7 protein-coding genes and 2 pseudogenes are annotated in these 16,874 nt (G+C 68.0%); 3 read left to right on the top strand and 6 right to left on the bottom strand.

Annotation, left to right across the window (positions count from 1 at the left end; translation table 11 throughout):
• Positions 1-205: 205 nt before the first annotated feature.
• A pseudogene (locus tag ACWFR1_RS30450) lies at positions 206-385 on the bottom strand (helix-turn-helix domain-containing protein); the annotation flags it as partial.
• A gap of 121 nt (positions 386-506) precedes the next feature.
• Between ACWFR1_RS30450 and ACWFR1_RS30455 the strand changes: the two are divergent.
• Complete coding sequence (locus tag ACWFR1_RS30455) at positions 507-1,061, top strand: flavoprotein (RefSeq protein ID WP_453556863.1); 555 nt, start codon at positions 507-509, stop codon at positions 1,059-1,061.
• A gap of 213 nt (positions 1,062-1,274) precedes the next feature.
• Positions 1,275-1,817 (top strand): SMI1/KNR4 family protein, encoded by a 543-nt coding sequence (locus tag ACWFR1_RS30460; RefSeq protein ID WP_453556865.1) that lies wholly within the window; start codon positions 1,275-1,277, stop codon positions 1,815-1,817.
• Between the two features lie 73 nt (positions 1,818-1,890).
• On the opposite strand, the gene ACWFR1_RS30465 is transcribed toward ACWFR1_RS30460, so the two are convergent.
• The 3 genes and pseudogenes from ACWFR1_RS30465 to ACWFR1_RS30475 form a co-directional block, all read right to left on the bottom strand.
• A complete protein-coding gene (locus tag ACWFR1_RS30465; protein WP_453556867.1) occupies positions 1,891-2,580 on the bottom strand; it encodes a hypothetical protein in 690 nt (229 codons plus the stop codon).
• Between the two features lie 169 nt (positions 2,581-2,749).
• Positions 2,750-4,126, bottom strand: a complete 1,377-nt coding sequence (locus ACWFR1_RS30470) for an IS1380 family transposase (RefSeq protein WP_453556869.1) — start codon at positions 4,124-4,126, stop codon at positions 2,750-2,752.
• Positions 4,127-4,334: 208 nt separating this feature from the next.
• Positions 4,335-7,460: pseudogene (locus ACWFR1_RS30475) on the bottom strand (hypothetical protein); the annotation flags it as partial.
• Positions 7,461-7,514: 54 nt separating this feature from the next.
• On the opposite strand from ACWFR1_RS30475, the gene ACWFR1_RS30480 reads away from it, so the two are divergent.
• A complete protein-coding gene (locus tag ACWFR1_RS30480) occupies positions 7,515-7,814 on the top strand; it encodes a tyrosine-type recombinase/integrase (RefSeq protein WP_453556870.1) in 300 nt (99 codons plus the stop codon).
• Positions 7,815-8,620: 806 nt separating this feature from the next.
• Here the strand turns inward: ACWFR1_RS30480 and ACWFR1_RS30485 are convergent.
• Together ACWFR1_RS30485 and ACWFR1_RS30490 are read right to left on the bottom strand one after the other, a co-directional pair.
• Positions 8,621-9,463 carry a DUF4253 domain-containing protein gene (locus ACWFR1_RS30485; protein ID WP_453556872.1) on the bottom strand — a complete coding sequence of 281 codons (843 nt, stop codon included), beginning with the start codon at positions 9,461-9,463 and terminating at the stop codon, positions 8,621-8,623.
• 15 nt (positions 9,464-9,478) lie between these two features.
• Complete coding sequence (locus tag ACWFR1_RS30490) at positions 9,479-15,736, bottom strand: RHS repeat domain-containing protein (protein ID WP_453556874.1); 6,258 nt, start codon at positions 15,734-15,736, stop codon at positions 9,479-9,481.
• Positions 15,737-16,874: the final 1,138 nt, after the last annotated feature.

Here is a 16,874-nt window from a genome sequence, read left to right on the forward strand (position 1 = left end):
GAGCTCCTGGCGGACTGGTGATCTTGGTCGTGAACCCGTCTACCAGGAGCTTTCTTCATGCCCGCCACCGGGGACGCCGATCCAACCACCCGTCAGCTTGGAAGATGTTCACTGGCTGTCGGTGTGCGTCACTGCCAGGGTCTCTGTCGGATGTCGATGACGTCCATGCCGGCGGTCGTGGCCGCGGTGACGCCCTCGTCGGTCTCCGCAGCGCCCGCGTGCCGGCCGCGACGAAGTCCGCGGACGCCGGCCGCGCCCCGCACTCGACCTGGGTGAGCCAGCTGTACGAGTACGGAATCCGCCCGGCCAGCCCCCGCTGCGACAGCCCCGCCAGCCTGCGCTGCTCCTTGATCCGTGTACCGGTGTGGTCGTCCCGCGTCGGCATACCGGTCTCCCGTCTCTGACCCGTCACCCCGAACGCTACGCGCCGCTCGATGCCGAGACAGACCGATTCACAAGCGACTCCGCCAAGTTGAGCGCGGTCCGGCTGTGATCGGATAGCCCACATGACCACTCCGACCCTGTACCTGTTCAGCAGTGCCGCGCCGCCGGTCCTCGATGTCGCGCGCGTCATCGAGGAGGCGCAGGCCGACGGCTGGGACGTATGCCTCGGTCTCACCCCGACAGCGGCCCGCTGGCTGGCCGACTCGCTCGACGGCCTCGCCGCCCTCACCGGCCACCCGGTCCGCTGGAACTACCGCCTCCCCGGACAACCGGACGTGTGGCCGAAGCCGGACGCCATCGTTGTCGCGCCAACGACCTTCAACACGATCAACCAGTGGGCGCTCGGCATCACCGACAAGTGGCTCGTCGGCGTGGTCGCCGAGGGCATCGGCAAGAGCATCCCCATGGCGATGATGCCGTGCGTGAACCGGGCATACGTCGCCCACCCTCAGTTCGAGCGCTCGATCGACAGCCTCCGGGGGGCCGGGGTCCGGGTGCTGTACGGCGAAGGCGGCTTCATCCCGAACGAGCCGGGCCAGGGCAACCCAGCCACGTACCCGTGGCGGGCCGCATTGAACGCCGTCGCTGATATCCTCGGCCTGGCCTCCATCGCGTAGGGCATTCTCCGAAGGGACGCTGCAGTGTCGTCCACAGGTCATGCCTGGGGCGTCCTACGGAGAGCAAGCCTCTGGGGGCAAGCGGCGCAAACCGCGGAGAGCGTAGGCTCCAGCAGCCCGAGGGCGCTTCGACCGGCCCGCCGTGCTATCCGGCTACAGTAGGTGAGCCCGTTTAGTGGCATAGCGAATCCGTGCAGAGAGGGGCAGCGGGGAATGAGTGTGGTGGAGAGCTGGTCCCGCGTAATGAATCTCCTCCGGGAGCATGCTCCGGCCGATCACGCGGACCTGCCCGGCCCGGCCCCAGAGCGGATACTCGCGGCCGCCGAGGAGCGCATGGGTGTCTCATTGCCTCAGGAACTGCGGGCGTGGCTGCTGCAGAACAACCTGGATCTTCCCGAGGACGATGTGGACGACGACGTGGCCTGCTGCGGTTACGACGGGTTCCCGGACGAGGGGAGCTTCTTTCTGGGCATCCGGGCGATGGAGAAGCTCTACGCGAATCACCCCTTGTCCGGTGGGGGCGAATGGCGCGAGGAGTGGATCCCGTTCCAGTCGGATCGGGACGGCTGGATGGGACAGTTCATCGACGCGAGGGACGGACGTATCGGCAGATGGTTCGTGGGAGCGCCCACGGTCACCGGCGAGTACGCGTCACTGGCTGACTACTTCGACTCCGTGGCGGAGATGCTGACGAGGATCGGCGCGGGGGACTATCCGGTCTGTTCCGTTGTCGATGGGCGACTTGTCTGGTCGTGAGGCTGTGAGGTCGCGAAACGGAAGTGCCCCCCCGGAACCGAAGAACGGCCGGGGGGCACTGCTCATTGTCCGGTTACGGAGTGGGTGCGGTGAATCCGTCGAGGTCGACCCAGTAGTTGTCGTCCTCCATCAGGCGCTGTTCCTTCATGAACTCGCCGAACGGCCGCATCGACTGGGTGTTCTGCCAGTTCGACATCGAAGACCGGCCGCAGAACTCCTTCCACGTCGGTGCCGGGGCATCCGGGCGCAGGTGGAGCGTCATGGTGTCGTCGGCGTTGCGCCGGACATAGGTCTGCACGCATTCCGCGCCGGTTTCGGTGACGTGGGGGCTGGTGGTGCTGTAGAGGTTTCCGGCGCTCTGGTAGGCGTTGGCGAAGGCGAACTCGTCGCAGCTGATCGCGTCAGTACGCGGCGCCTGCGCGTCCAGGGACCACATGTCACTGAACAGGCCGGTGCCCAGGTACTTCGTCCACTTTCTGCCGCAGATGACCTGACGGTTGCGGTACTGCTGCGTCTTGCCGGTGCCGTCGGCGGACAGCTTGTTGTCCAGGAAGGTGAGCGGCTTTCCACCGTTGCGGTTGCCCCAGTCGACGTTGGTCTTGCGCCACATCATGTCGATGTGTGCCGCGGCCCCGGGGAACTTCTTGGAGTTCATGACATACGTCGGCGTGTAGCCGGAGAACACACAGCCGGTACCCGCGTTGACGACCTCGGTGTCGCAGCGGATGTCCAGCTTGGCGCTCTCGAATTCGGACGGATTCACGACCTTAGCCTCGATCTTTCTTGATGGGCTGCCGACGGAGTCGGCGGCTCTTCTTGTTGCCGGTGGCGGAGGCTGGGCAGGCTGAGGGCCCGAGTGTCGTCTCGGGTGGACGCCGGGTTCCACTGCTCCGGTCTGGGGGTTCTCTCGCCGGGACGGGTGGATCTGCTGGTCAGCCGGGGTTCGGCAGGAGTGCGAGCCGTTCGAGGGCAGCGGTGATGTGGCTGGACCAGGGCCAGTGCCCGGCAAGGCGGAGGAACCGCCGACGACCGGTGGTCACGAGCTGTCCGGCCGTGGTGAACAGGCGGAGCCGCAAACGGCGGGGTTCCCAGAGGCGGGCCTTGCCGGTCAGCGCGAGCATCGGCATCCAGGCCAGCAGGTCCAGGGCGATCTGCACGATCTCCAGCCAGATGCGGTTCTGCGCGGTGTCGTGCAGGGGAAGGTTCCGCAGTCCGGTCGAGCGGGCGGCCCGGATGCGGTCCTCGGCCCTCGCCCGCAGCCGGTGACGGAGCTCGAGCTCGGCGATCGGACGGCCCGGCGTGTTGGTGGCGAAACACGTCAGCCGCATGCCGTCCGCGTCCGTGAGCCGCAACTGAGCCCCGGGATGGGGTCGTTCCTTCCGGACGATCAGCCGCATCCCCTTCGGCCAGCCGTCCAGGACATCGCCGGCCAGTTCGGCGACCCAGGCCCCGTCCCGGATCTCGCCGCCGGGCTCGACGGCCGGCGTCCAGGCCGACGCGGGGACCTTGAGCACGTGCTGGTGGATCGCGTCGGTGATCACCATCCCGACCGAGTAGGACAGCCACCGCCCCCGCCGGGCGAGCCAGGACACGAAGTCGTGGGTGCCGCCCGCGGAGTCCGTGCGGATCAAGGTCCGGCGCCCGCGCCGGTACTTCTTCGGCAACTGGGCCAGCGCCAGACGGGTGGCGGTGATGTGGTCGGCGGCAGTGTTCGATCCCGCGTTCCCCGGCCTGAGCAGGGCCGCGACCGGCTCACCGGTGCCGCCCGGCCCGTGGTCGACGAACCCCATCAGAGGGTGATGTCCGTAGGTCCGCTTCCAGGTCGGGGCTGCATCCTCCTTGTCGGAGTGCGCGATCACCAGCACCCCGTCGAGGTCGACGGTCACCGTTCCACCCGCCTCGGGCGCTTCCTCGCCGGCCAACCGCCAGACCAGTTCGCGCACTTCGGCCCGCGCGGAACGAATCGCCGCCAGAGCTTCCTCGCCGGAGGCGGCGAGGGCGTCGACGAGGCGGGAGACCGTCGGGTCGGAGGCCACCGGCCCGAACACGGCCGGCTCCGCCCGCAGCATGCCGACATCCGCGAGGCAGTCCCCGCCCAACGCGACCGCCAGAGCCACATCCAGCAGGACCTTGCCCGGATCGTGCACCGCCCGAGCCTTCCGCCACGGTGCCAGCGCCACTGATATCGCGGTGTCGAGACCGGCCTTGCGGACGGTCTCGACCAGCAGCACGCTCCCGGCCTGCGAGACCACCGCCCGTCCGCCGCCCTCGATGCGGACACGCGGGTAGAACCCGATACGCTTCTTCACCTGGAGAGTGCTTCTTCCCATGCAGCCAACAGGACCCTAGACAAGTCCCATCGTTGCAGGTCAGGAGCACTCTCCGCTTATTTGATCAAGCTTCGGACAGCCCACCTCGTGAAAGCGCGAGGTTAGTGGTGTTGACCTTGCCGCCGAGGGACAAGTACGGGGTGATCGTGTTCTTGGTGGTGCCGCTGGGCGCCCACTTGAACCGCGTGGTGACGGTCCGCAGGAGTGTGTCGCCCTTGGCGAATGTCTTCGACCCGTTCCAGTCGACGCTGGTGACGTCGCAGTAACCGCGGCACTCGGCCGCGTAGTCGAAGGTAGCGGTGTTCACCGTACCGTCCATCGGCTTCAGCCGGATCGTGGTGACCTGCGAGAACTCGGCGCTCTTCGGGTCGAGGTAGTACGTGATGTAGAGGTCGAAAGCCACGCTTCCGGTCGGGACGGTGTTCGTGTACTCCGTCATCGCGTAGTCGCTGTGGATACAGGCGGTGGTGCGCTTGCGGCTGAGGGAGTGGTTGACCGTCGAGCATGAGGCGGTGCTCGTGGCGGCCATCGTCATCGGCGCCGCCGTGGCGGTGTCCGCCGAGGATGTGCCGGCCGCGGAGAAGAGGCCGTCGGTGATGTCCTCGTTCGGCTCGACCGGGGCCGGCTCCGGTGCGGTCGGGTTGGCCGTCATGTTGCCGGTCAGCTTCAGGCCGTTGTACGTGCCCGGGACGAACGCCAGCGCGTCGAAGGCGATGTCGGCGCTGCCGTTGCCGCCGTTGAAGTTGTCGAGCCGCACCTCGGGGATCTGGTCACCGAATTCGTAGGCCCCCAGGTCCACCCACTTGTTGGCCTGGTTCGCCGTCTGTGAGATCGGCGCCTCGATCTCCCCCTCGGGGGTTTGGATCCGGTAGACGGCGTTGGTGGTCTGCGCCCCGTGGTCGGGGATGTGCGCGAAGATCTTGGCCTGGCGGGTGGTGTTGGTCAGCGGAGCGTTCAGCTTCCACGTGCCGGTGACCTTCATCCGGTCGGCGTTGGCCGGGTAGGACTCCGGGGAGCGGGTGTGCGTGAACCAGAAGTGGTTGCCGTAGCCCGCGCCGATCTGGTGCGTGTCGATCTTCCCCGGATACGTCGTGACGGTGGTCGGGTTGTCCGTCCCGTCGTGGGTGAGATCCATCTGGGTATCCCACGGGACGTAGCTCAAGGTGAATGTGCCGCTTGATGTCACCGCCCCACATCCGCGGCTGCCGTCGGCTCCCGCAGGTGTGGTCCCGTTCGGCAGGTCGTCGACCACCAGGGTGTGCGAGGGCAGGGTCCCGATGGAGCAGTTCGGCGGATACGAGCCAGCGTCCGGCTGCTCGCCGTAGGACGTCGTGAAGCGGTGCACACCGTTGCCGCACTTGGCCCCCGTGTTGCAGTTCTTCCACTGCGCTTCGGTGACTGACTGGTTCCACCAGCAGTGCAGCCAGTGCTGGTTGGTGTCGCTGTTGCCCGCGTCCAGGGTGCAGGCACCCAGGCCCGGGTCGTTGGAGTCGTTGTCGCCGATCTTGGCCGGGTTGCAGTTGTTCGACGCGTTGCAGAACAGGTCGACCGGAGGCTTGGCGCTCGCGCGGTCCGCGTTGGTGGTCCACCATGCGGGGCGATAGCCCGCCTGGAAGTCACCCGGAGCGAACATCGCTGAGATCGGGCGCGCCGCCCAGCCGATCACCTTCTCCTGGTACGGCCAGTCCTGCGGATGCGCGGCGTGGCTGTAGTCGTCCTTGGAGGAGTCGGTGGCGTGCTGCAGGAACGGCACCCGGTTGGCCTTCCACAGCGGGTTGGCCGGGTTGTTCGTCCAGCCCACACCCGAGTGCCCCGCGGAGTCGGCGGTGTTGTAGAAGCCGGAGTTGTACGCCCACAGGGCGAAGAACCAGTTCTCGATCCACTTGGGGTGGCCGCCGTTGATCTTCATGCCGGCGTTGTACGTCAGGTTCCACTTCTCGGACAGGATCCGCACGCCGGCCGCGACGTTCGCTGTGTAGTCCAGCGCGACCGCTTCCTGGGCGACCGTGGACAGGGCGGTCTCGCCCGGCTTGGTCTTGCCCGCCAGGCGCATGCCGTCGGTGGCCTGGGTGATGCCGTAACCGCAGTCGGCATCGGCCCAGTTGATACGCCATGGGTCGAGCTGCTCGCCGGAGGCGGCGTAGTCGACGCCGTAGTAGTTGCCGATCAGCGAGTTGGAGGTGACACCGGGCACGGCGAAGCGGGTGGCCTGCCACATGTTGGATTCCTGCGCGGTGATGCCCAGCATCACCTGTGCGGGAATGTGCCACTTGTCGGTGACGGCGGGGTCCTCGTTGTCGAGCTTGCCGTTGGGGTCACCCGCGAGGACGGTCGGCGGGAACAGGCCCTGGGGCTGGTAGCCGCCGGCGATGCCGGTGTTCTTCCAATTGCTGTCGCGGTAGAAGTTCAGCTCACCGACGACGGCCTGGTCCACGGCCCATTCGACCTGGCGTGGTGTGGGCTGAAACGCCTGCTTCTTCACGTCGTTGCGGGCCACCGAGCAGTACCGTTCCCCGCTGTCTTCGCTGGGGTTGTCGGCCTGTGCGGTCAGGGCCTGGGTGCGCACGGTCTGCGTGGACAGGCCGTCTGTGCTCTTCTTGCCCATGTCCGGGCCGGAGTCGACCGGGCCGCCGGTGGGCAGAGCGGGGGACAGGGCGTGCCCCTGTGCCTCGTCGCCCACGCGGTGCGCGCCGGGGCGCAGGTCGAGGGTTACGGACTTGCCCGAGTCCAGCATGCGCAGGGCCGTACGGGCGGGGCGCGGCTTGGCGGCGTCCTCCGGGTTGACCAGGGTGCTCTTCCCATCGGACCAGGTGGTAGCCAGGGCCGCCTGGGCGTGGCTGGAGACCGCCGCGCCCTTGGGGAGCTTGCCGGGGTTGTGCACCCGCTTGGGCAGTGCCTTGGACGTGGCGTCACCGGTGACGAACACCTCGCCGCGTGCCGAGCGGGTCAGGTCCCAGGCGTGCAGCCCGCCGGAGGCGACGGTGACGGGCTCGGTCTTCTTGCCCTGCCTCACCTTCGTACGGTCCATGTGCTTGGCCCAGGCGGCCGGCTTGTCGGACGCCTTCTTGTCCAACTCGCGGTCGATGAAGGTGATACCGCCGTCGGCGTCGGCGGTGATCTGGAACGGCACCGTGGTGGTGGACGCCAGGGTCTTCTCGGCCGTGCCGTTGATCCGTACCAGCTTGTTGCCGTGGGCGGCGACGATGCCCGCGTCGGTGGGGATCGCCGAGGTGATCTGGCCGGCGAGCGTGACCGGCTTCGACTCCTTGCCGGTGGCCGCGTCGACGGTGATCAGACGGGTCTGGACGGGCTCAATCGTCTGGAAGGCGACTACCTCTTCTCCAATGTCGGGCGAACCAACATCCTCATGTACGCCCTCGTCGACCGGCTCTGGCGCAATGCGAAGAAGGCGGCGGGCATCGCACGGAAGATCACCCCGCACTGGCTTCGCCATTTCTTTGCCTCCGCTGGCCTCTCGAAGGGCGTGCCGGTCACAGACATGGCGGAATGGCTTGGGCACCGGGATCCGAGGATCACGCACCAGACCTATGCGCACGTGATGCCGGACGCTCCGGAACGGTTGCGCTTGCTGATGGATGCCGTCTTCACCATGGAGACTGAGTTGCACCTGCCGTTGGAGTTCGAGTCGGTGCTCGAGTCCAACTGACAGCGCGAGTGCGTGGCGGCTCGGCCGGCTGGCTCGCGGCACCATGCGTTCCGCCTGTTGCGGGCGCGCGGTGCGCGTTGGGTTGCCGTGAGACCGGTGGCGAGCGAATAGCGGTCAACACCCCGATCTGGTTACTGCGAGTGACCATCTGATGGGTCAATAGTTGGCGTCCGGCGGCGCCGACTAGCTCGCCTTCGTACCCGCGATCAACACGGCATTTTCCCGTGCTGGTTTGGTGCTGACTTCGGGGGCATGGCGACGACGAAAGCGCAGGTCGGAGCTTCAGTCTGATGAGTTGTCGTACCACTCGATGGTGGTGCCGATGAGGCTGGCGGCGACGATTCTCTTGAGGGAACCGGGCGGGGTCGGGGAGGGCGTTGCGGCGGCCATGTGCACCACTTCCAGGCAAGTGCGGGGACGTTTTCGTGTCGCCACACCGTAGGAAGATGCAGGTCAGGGACGTATGTGGTGGGACACCATAGTTCGGGTGTGCCGTGTGCCCCCGGCCTCCATGGCCTGCTGTCGCGACCCTGCCAAAGACCCGGGAGGGGCCTGGAGAGGGGCTGTCCGGGTTGCGCTGATCGGGCATGTTTTGGTGGCGCGCTGCTGACTCCCGTGCTGACTGAAACCCTATGTCGGCACCGGTGTCGAGCCCTCCCGAGCTGACGTGGTGCTGACTACGCTGCGTTGAACTCCGACATGTGTTGATCGAAACGACGTGCCCGCCGGGGTCCCCTGACGCACCGGCGCCCCGGCGAGATTCTCGCCGGGGCGCCGATCCTATTCATTGCGTGGTGAGCCGTCCGTCAGTCCCACCAAAACGTCCATACGGAACGCCGGACCTGATCGCCGGCGATCGCCGCGTCACCGAGATCGGGGCAGTACGCGTACTGCTCCACGGCGGCCCGCGCAATCTCCAGGAGGTTCAGGGGCGGGCGGCTGACGGCCAGTTCGAGTGTCGACGAGTCCGCGAAGCGGAACTCCGCTCCGTACTGCTCATGCCAATGACGGAGCACCGCGACATGATCGGCGGGGAGCAGCTGCCGGTCCTGATGGCCCGACCAGTTGGGCGTCCGCACGAGACCCGGGAAGAGTGCCGGGAGCTCGTAGCCGGCCTTCGCCTCCACGAAGTTCAACCAAACCGGCTCCCCCTCGAGCCCGGTCCGAGCTGTGGACTCCGGTCCGGGCTCGGGACGGGCAGCGATTTCCGCCGCGACGGCTTCCGGGTCGAAGAGCAGTTCGCACTCCTCGATCGCCTTGCGGTCGGCGTCGTCCTGCGGGGGAACGTAGAGGTCGGTCATCTCCCGCAGGCGCGAGGCACGCAGCTCGGCCGTCACCTCGGACGGCACGGCCCGCAGGGCGGAGTCCAGGAGGTCCCTGCTCCCCCCCGACCACGGCTCGTCACCCCGGTCGTGTTCGACCAGGGCGCACGGCGCGAGGGTGGTGACGAAGGGGACCAGTCCCGTCATGTCGTGCCGGTCCCGCCACCACGTCCACGCCGCCCGGACGGACCGGCGCTCCGCGCGGAGGCCGTGCACGGCGATGCCGGACGCGGAGACCGCGGACTCCACCGCGACTGGACCGGGAACGAGACCGGCGGCCTCGCTCTCGGCGGCCAGCATCCCGGCTGCGGCTGCACGCTCTTCCATCAGGGTCCTCTCTCGCTAGCGGAAGTTGATCTCTTCGATGCCGTCTTCGTGCACGTAGAAGATCGTGCTCAGTTTGACGGTCCGGCGAGGGTCCTTGGACCACTTCTCGATCATTGCCCTTCCCTCGTCCTCACCGATGTTCTTCAACTTGATGTAGAGACGGTCCGCGCCCTTCTTGTTCGCGTCGGACAGCTGATCGAGCACGCCCCTCTCCTTCTCGGTCGGAAGGATCTTGAACTCCGAGCGGACGCCGTCGACCCAGGCGTCGAACCTCTTGTTGCCCTCGGCGCCGGGAGCCGGGATGTTCTCCCCGCGAGAAACCACGGTGTGCCCCTCGCGGGCCAGCTGGAACGCCAGATCGAACTCGTCCTCCGTGAAGGCGTCCTCGCCGCCGTCCTTCCAGCCTTCGTCAATCCTGTCGAGGTCGTCCCCGAAGAGCTTTTCCGCGAACATCTCGCGCTGGGACTGGGAGATGATGCCGCAGAAGGCCCTGCCGAGCCCGCGCATCTTGGCGCATTCCTTCTGCTGGAACCGGACGAGCACATCGACCTCGTCGCTCTGAGCCAGATACGCCAGCCGCTTCTTGCGCGTCTTGTCGCGGACCTTCTTCGACCAGTGCGTCTTGCGCTCCTCGTGGTCGTCCTCGGCGTACTGCTTCGTGTACCCGTTGTAGTCCTGGGTGTAGTCCTTCTCCTCGACTGACCAGCCGCCGCCACCGTTGTACTTGCAGGTGTAGCCGTGCTCCATGCACTCGATGGGCTTCAGACCGGACGGGTCCGAAAGGCTGACCGGGTTGTTGTTGGAATAGGTGTAGCCGTGCGTCTGCTGCGGATCCGACAGGTCCATCAGCGGGTCGACGGAGACGAACCGACCGATGGCGGGGTCGTATTCACGGGCACCGAGATGGGTCAGACCGGTGTCCGCGTCCTTCGTGCCGCCGACGAACCCCTTGTCGCCCGCCCAGCCGGCCGGTTGGGCGCCGCGTTCCTCGCCGAAGATGCCCGTCTTGCGACGGACCACGGTCTGGGCGGCGTCGGCGGACACCTGGGTGGTGCCGGTGCCGTGGTGGTCGCCGATCACGAAGGTCAGCTTGCCGCCGGTGCGCATCGCGACCGGCTGCCCGGCGACGCTGTAGTAGCGGGTGCCGGTGACGGTAGTGCCGGCCTTGTCGAGCTTGAGCTCGCTGCCGCCCGGCAGGGTGAGGGTGGTGCCGGTGGAGTCCCGGTGGATCAGCCGCTCGCCCGCTGCGTCGTACAGGTACGAGCTGGTGTCGGCGCCCTGGACGACGGAGCCGAGGTGGCCCTCGTCGTCCCAGGTCAGGGTCTGCTGGGCGGCTGACCCGATCTTGCGGGTCTTGACGTTGCCGGAGGCGTCATAGGTGAAGACTTCGTCGCGCGGGCTGGTGCCGGTCTGGGTGACCTTCGGCAGGTTGTGCTTACCCGCCGCCGGGGCCGCGTAGGTACGGAGCGTGTCGTCGGTGGGACCGGAGGCCGTCTTGTGCTTGGTCTCGGTCTTGCGGTTGCCGACCGCGTCGTAGGTGTACGTGGTCCAGTACGCGTCCGGTCCCCCGACGGCCGAGGTGGAGGGTGCGCCGGCGCAGGCCGTGCCGGTGTCGGTCCAGGCCTCGGTGATCCGGCGCAGCTCGTCCAGGGCGAAGCACTGGGTGTCGGTGGTCCGGGCGGAGTCCTGGCCGAACGCCGAGGCGATGGTCGTGATGTTGCCGAGCGCGTCATAGGAGTAGGAGACGTCCTCGATCCTCTGCGGCGCCGCCTCGCGGTCTATGTAGCTGCGATGGAGCGCGCCGGTGTGCTCGTCGTACTCCTTGCTCACCCACAGGTGTTGGGCGAACTCGCCGAACTCCTGGCGGACGTTCCGGCCGTAGTGGTCGTAGGTGTTACCGGAGATGATGACGTCGGTGCCGGCGTAGACCGTGCCGAGCAGGCCGGATCCGGCGGTGTAGGTGTTGCTGACCTTCTCCTGCGGCAGCCCGCCCGCAGCAGGGTGCTGTACCCACATGACTTGGCCGGTGTGGGCGTTGTACGAGTTGATCCACTTGTACGTGCCCGCCAGCGCGCCTTCGCTGTCGGGGATGGTCACCTGCTGGCCGACCGGTTGGTAGCGACTGTTGTACGAGGTGATCGCGCTCTCGTACGCCTTGCCGTTCGCCCAGCGGGTCGACTTCGCTGCGTGGCCCTTGGCGACGGTGTCGAACTCCCACGTCGCGAGCGTGGTGGTGCCCTTCTTCAGGACGGTGCGCCGGCCCAGCTCGTCGTAGTCCGAGTGCAGGGTGACCTGCCGGGCATCGGTGATGTCGGTGATCCGGTCGCCCTGGTCGAACACGGACTTGGTGGTGCCCTCGTCCGGGTCGTCGACCTGGATCTGGCGGCCCCGGACGTCGTAGGTGTACGTCCACTTGGCGTTGGAGGGGTCCGTCACCTGCGCCAGCTTGCCCACCTTGTCGTACGTGTACAGGGTGGACTGGAACGCGGTCCGGGCGTCGTCGGTGTACTGCCTCTGCTCGACAGTCCGGCCGAGCGCGTCCACGACGGCGGTGACCGCGGTGCCTCCCTGCGGCGGGATCACCGTGGTGCTGTCACCGGCGTACTGGGTGGTGGTGCGCTTGGTCTCGTCGCCGAACTTCTTGGAGATCACGGCCGTCACCCGGCCGGCCCCGTCGTACTCGGTGTCGGTCGACGCCGGGTACTTCAGCTCCTGACCGGTGACGAGGACGGGCTCGGCGACACCGGTCGCGAAGTACGAACCGGACGTGCGCCAGGCCAGTCCCCGGGTGTCGTAGAACGTCTCGGAGACGATCCGGCCGGCCCCGTCCTGCGAGGGCTCCTGGGTCTGCCGCGTGCGCAGCAGCCCGTCGGCGAAGGCGTACGCGGACTTGTACGTGGCGTCGTGCGTCAGGACCTTGCTGGTCGTGACGATCGGGGCGTCGTTGCGGACCAGGTAGTCGAAGACGTAGTTCGGCGAGTCCGGGTAGGTGGTGGCCGAGCGCGTCGGCAGCCACACCTTGGAGACCCGGCCCAGCGCGTCGTACGCGCTGGTGGTGATCTTGCCGTTCGCGTCGGTGGTCCGGGTCGCCTGGCCGCGCAGCGGTTCCAGCACCGTGGTCGTCGCGTGGCCGCGGGGGTTCGTCGCGACCGTGCCCGTCGGCGCCTCGCCGGTGGCGGGGGTGTACGCGGTCGTCGTGTTCTTCCCGTAGGCGTCGGCCGCCTTCAGGACACGGCCGTGGACGTCGGCGCAGAGCTGCTTGCCGTCGGCGCCGCAGAGGCTGGGGACCTCGGCCTGGACGTCGTATCCGTCGCCCTTGCCGTTGATCCGCTCGGTCCTGGTGACCAGGCCCCGGCCGGGCACGGTGCCCAGGGCGCCCTTGTCGTAGTACGTGCGGACGTCGTCGACGATGTCACCGGGACGGCTGACGGCCGCACCGCAGGCCACGGCGACGCTCTCGATCCGGCTGACCTTGTTCAGGATCCCGGTGCCGGTGTCGCGGGCGTACTCGGTCGTGGTGCACGACTCGTCGCCGGCCTTGTCCTTGTCACCGGTGGACGACTCGCTGGTGACCATGCCGTAGCCGTCGAAGGTACGGGACCTCTCGACGGTCCGGGTGCCGCCGGCGCCGGGGGTGCGGACCGACTCCTGCTCCGTGCCCGTCTGGTAGGAGACCAGGTCGGGCAGGCCCGCACGGGTGCGGGTGGCCACGGCGGACGAGCGCCACGGGGTGTAGGAAGTGGCGCTGACCAGCTTGGCGGTGTCGTCACCGTTGTACGTGGCGGTCTCACGGGTCATGCCCGCGAACTGCTCGCGATCGGTCACGGCGGCGCCCGCCGAGTCCCGGACCGCCTGGCCGTCCAGACCACGGAAGTACCGGGTCTCGGTGAGGGTCCTCGGGTCGCTCGCGGCACCCGTGCGCGTCTGTACGCGCTCGTAGCCGCGCGCGACGGAATGGACCCGGTCCTCGGCCTTGGTGAACTCGTCGGTGCTCTTCGCCCAGGCAGCGCCGTCCAGGTAGGAGTACGAGATCACCTTGTCCGGGGATTCGGCCAGGTTGTCGCCCTCGACGACCTGGTCGACGGTGTAGGTGTTGAACCAGTCGAGCTTGGCGGTCTCGCCCTCGTACGCCCACTTCACGGGGAAGCAGCTCGTCTTGTTCGAGCCGTCGGGCGTCGGCAGGCTGGTGCTGGTGCACCCCGGCTGCGAGTAGGTGGCACCGATGGTGCCGCCGGTCTCGGTGGTGATCTGGTACATCCGCAGACGGACGAAGGGCGCGAGCCCGTCGCCCAGCTTGTCGACGCGATTGGCCCGCTGCTCGCCTGCGAACGTCACCGGGGGAGTGGCCAGCGTGCCGCCCACCAGACCCGTGTGCTGGATGGACTTCAGCCACATGGGTGTGGAGATGCCGTCACCGGAAGCGGGGAAGTCCTGCTCCAGCGTCCAGGAGTCGACGTCCTTGTACGTCCCGCCGGTCAGCAGCTTCGTCGTGATCTTGGCGAGGCGCTTGCGGGACCAGAAACTCGGGGAGTACTGGTCCTTGCACTCGGTGGCGCCGTCCTTGCAGTACAGGTCGAAGGGAACGTCGGGCCAGTTCTTGGCGTTGGCCTCGTCAAAGGTGCCGCAGTTGGTCAGGCAGCGCTCGGTGACGTCGAACTCGACCTGGCCCATGGCCTTGCCCGTGTACACCGCGTCGGAGCGCAGACCGTAGTCGATCCGGTCCAGCCAGCCGCCGCGGACGTACGTGGTGACGGTCGCCTTGCCGGTCGTCTCCGAGACGTCGCGGCCGTAGTTGTTGGACTCGGTGCTCCAGTAGTACGCCATGGCACCGCCGCCGGGGGCGACCACGTAGTCGAGCTGCCAGCGCCAGGCCTGCTGGCACCAGCCGTTGGCGAAGGCCGCGTTGTAGCAGGGTTCGCCGGACTGGTTGCCGAACACCGGCGCGGTCCAGGCGGAGTTGGTCACGGGGTCGTCGGCCGCGGCGCCGTTGTCCTTCCAGCCGGGCAGGCGGTTCAGGCCGAAGAAGTACTGGGTGCCGTCGGGCGTGGTGACCTTCCAGTGCTCACCGGCGCCGTCGACGCCGGCCGTGCCCTGGTCCCCGTTGGACGCACCGGTCAGCTTCTCGATCTTCTCGGCGCCGTTGCCCTCGGTGTGCCAGCCCTTGCCCGCCTGATACACCAGCTCCGTGGACTTGCCGCCGAGATGCAGTGTGGCGTTGTCGTTGAACCAGCACTGGTCGCCGACCTTGGTGGTGTTGGTGCCGCCGGTCTTGTCGTCGTTGCAGGACTTGTACCTGCGCTCGACGAAGCCCGGCTCGTAGGACCATCCGTCACCGAGCCAGGAAGGCTGGTTGTTCGAGGCCGCGGTGAGTCCGTCGACCGACTGGGAGCTGTAGCCCAGGGTGATGCCGGGCTTGAGGTCCTCGGGCACCGCCGGTACGTCGATCGGGTAGGACCAGTTGAACGAACCGGTGACCCCGCCTGCGCTCCACGAGCCCGAGGACTTCAGCGGCGTCGCCTTGTAGTCGCCCGACTGACCAGAGGCCCCGGCCGTCGCGGCGAGTACGGTCGCACCGGCCGGAGCCGCTGCCGCGAGGGCGGACTTCGCCGGTGCGCCGGCCGACCTGGCCGTCGGCTCGGACGCCCCGGGCATGCTCACCCGGGCCGACAGCTTGCCCGCTCGCGTGTCGTTGCGTGTCGAAAGAGGCTTCTGCGTACGGCATTTCGGGAGCTCCGGCTGCGTCATCGCGCACTCCGGGAGTTCCACGAGGCGGAGCCGGGACGCGTAGTCGCCGCCGTAGGCGCCGCGGAAGGAGGTGTAGTCCACCTCCACCTGGGCGGCTGCGGCACGCTGCCCGCCGTCCGAGCGTCCCACCGACAGCAGGACACCGTCGATGCCGGCCTTGCGGGCCGCGTCCTTGCCGGCGAGCGTGACCTTCACCTTCGAGGGGGTCTCGGCGGCCTCTGCCTGAAGCGGACGCACCGAGACGGGAAGCATGCCTGCCCGGCCCGCGCCCGGCCCGGCGGCCGGTATCCGGGCCTTGGCCGAATCCGAAAGGAAGGAGCTCGAGACCGCCTTCGAGGCGAGGTCCACCTCCGCCGAACCTGCCGCCGGCCAGGCGACCCTCCGGTCCTTCCAGCCGGTTGCGGCCGCATCGGTCTTCTTCGCCCCACCCGCGCGCATCGGAGACACCGGAACCGCCGTCGGCTGCTTCAGCTCGGGCAGCCGGGGCCGCTCCTTGCTCGCCGCTACGGCCACAGCCCCCGGCAGCATGCCTGAGAGAACCGCTGCGGCCAACGCCGCAGAAAGCCCTCGCATGCGAAATCTTCTCACATCTACTCCACTTATCCGTGCAAATTCAACCGGCGCAGGCTAACAGTCGGATTCCATGGATTTGGAAGCTGGGCTGCGATTCTGATTCGCACAGGACTCCGGAAAGTGTGGCAAAGATGATCTTGCTGCCCAAATGGGGTGCCATGCTCTAGGTCGTCGGCGGGGTTGCCGCGCTCGGTCGGGGCGAGGTGCAGGTGGGGGCGGTCGCCGAGGGATTTTTCGGAACTAGACATTCCTCTTGGATCTCTGGCTCGACGAGGTCCGCAAATGTCCGGTACGGGGAATTTGGCGTCGCTGATCAGCGGCTGCAGTCGGCGCGACGGAAAATACCGGGCAACAGGGGTCACGAGAGTGTTGAATACGAAAGTACGCAGGGGATGGGGGTCTTCTCTCCGAAGAGCCGTCGCCCTTGCCGTTGTCGTCGGCGTGGGGTCGGGCGGCATGGTGGCATCGATGGGACCCGCCGGCGCGCTCGCCCCACCCGGCAGCCCTCACGGCGGAGGACGACGGCAGCGTCAGCCCCGAGGACAAGGCGCTCCGGGACGCGCAGGCCGGCGGGAACCCCGTGGAGGTGGTCTCGGCACGCACCGAGGCCTCCGACACCTGGGTCCGGCCCGACGGCGAGTTCGTCGTCAAGAAGTACGGCACACCCGTGCGCGTGCTGCGCGACGGCGCGTGGGTGGACACGGGCCCGACGCTGGTCTTCGCCGCCGACGGATCGGTGAAGCCGAAGGCCACTTCCGTGGCGGTCACCTTCTCCGGCGGCGGCACGGGACCGATCCTGAGCGGGTTGAAGGACGGCCGTACGCTGGCGCTCTCCTGGTCGACCGCCCTGCCGAAGCCGACGCTGAACGGCAACGTGGCGACCTACGCAGAGATCCTGCCCGGCGTGCGTCCTGGTCATCTACGACGCCTCCGGCCAGAGCCAGTGGACGAGCGGCTCGCAGAGCCGGCCCGACCACAACGGGGACGGGCTACACGGACGCCATGGCGCGTGACGCCAGCGGCGACATGTGGGTCTGCCCGGGCACCGGCGGAACGGGCACCAGCACGCTCGGCGCCCGGTACTTCATCGGCA

This window comes from Streptomyces sp. NPDC055103, assembly GCF_053607625.1.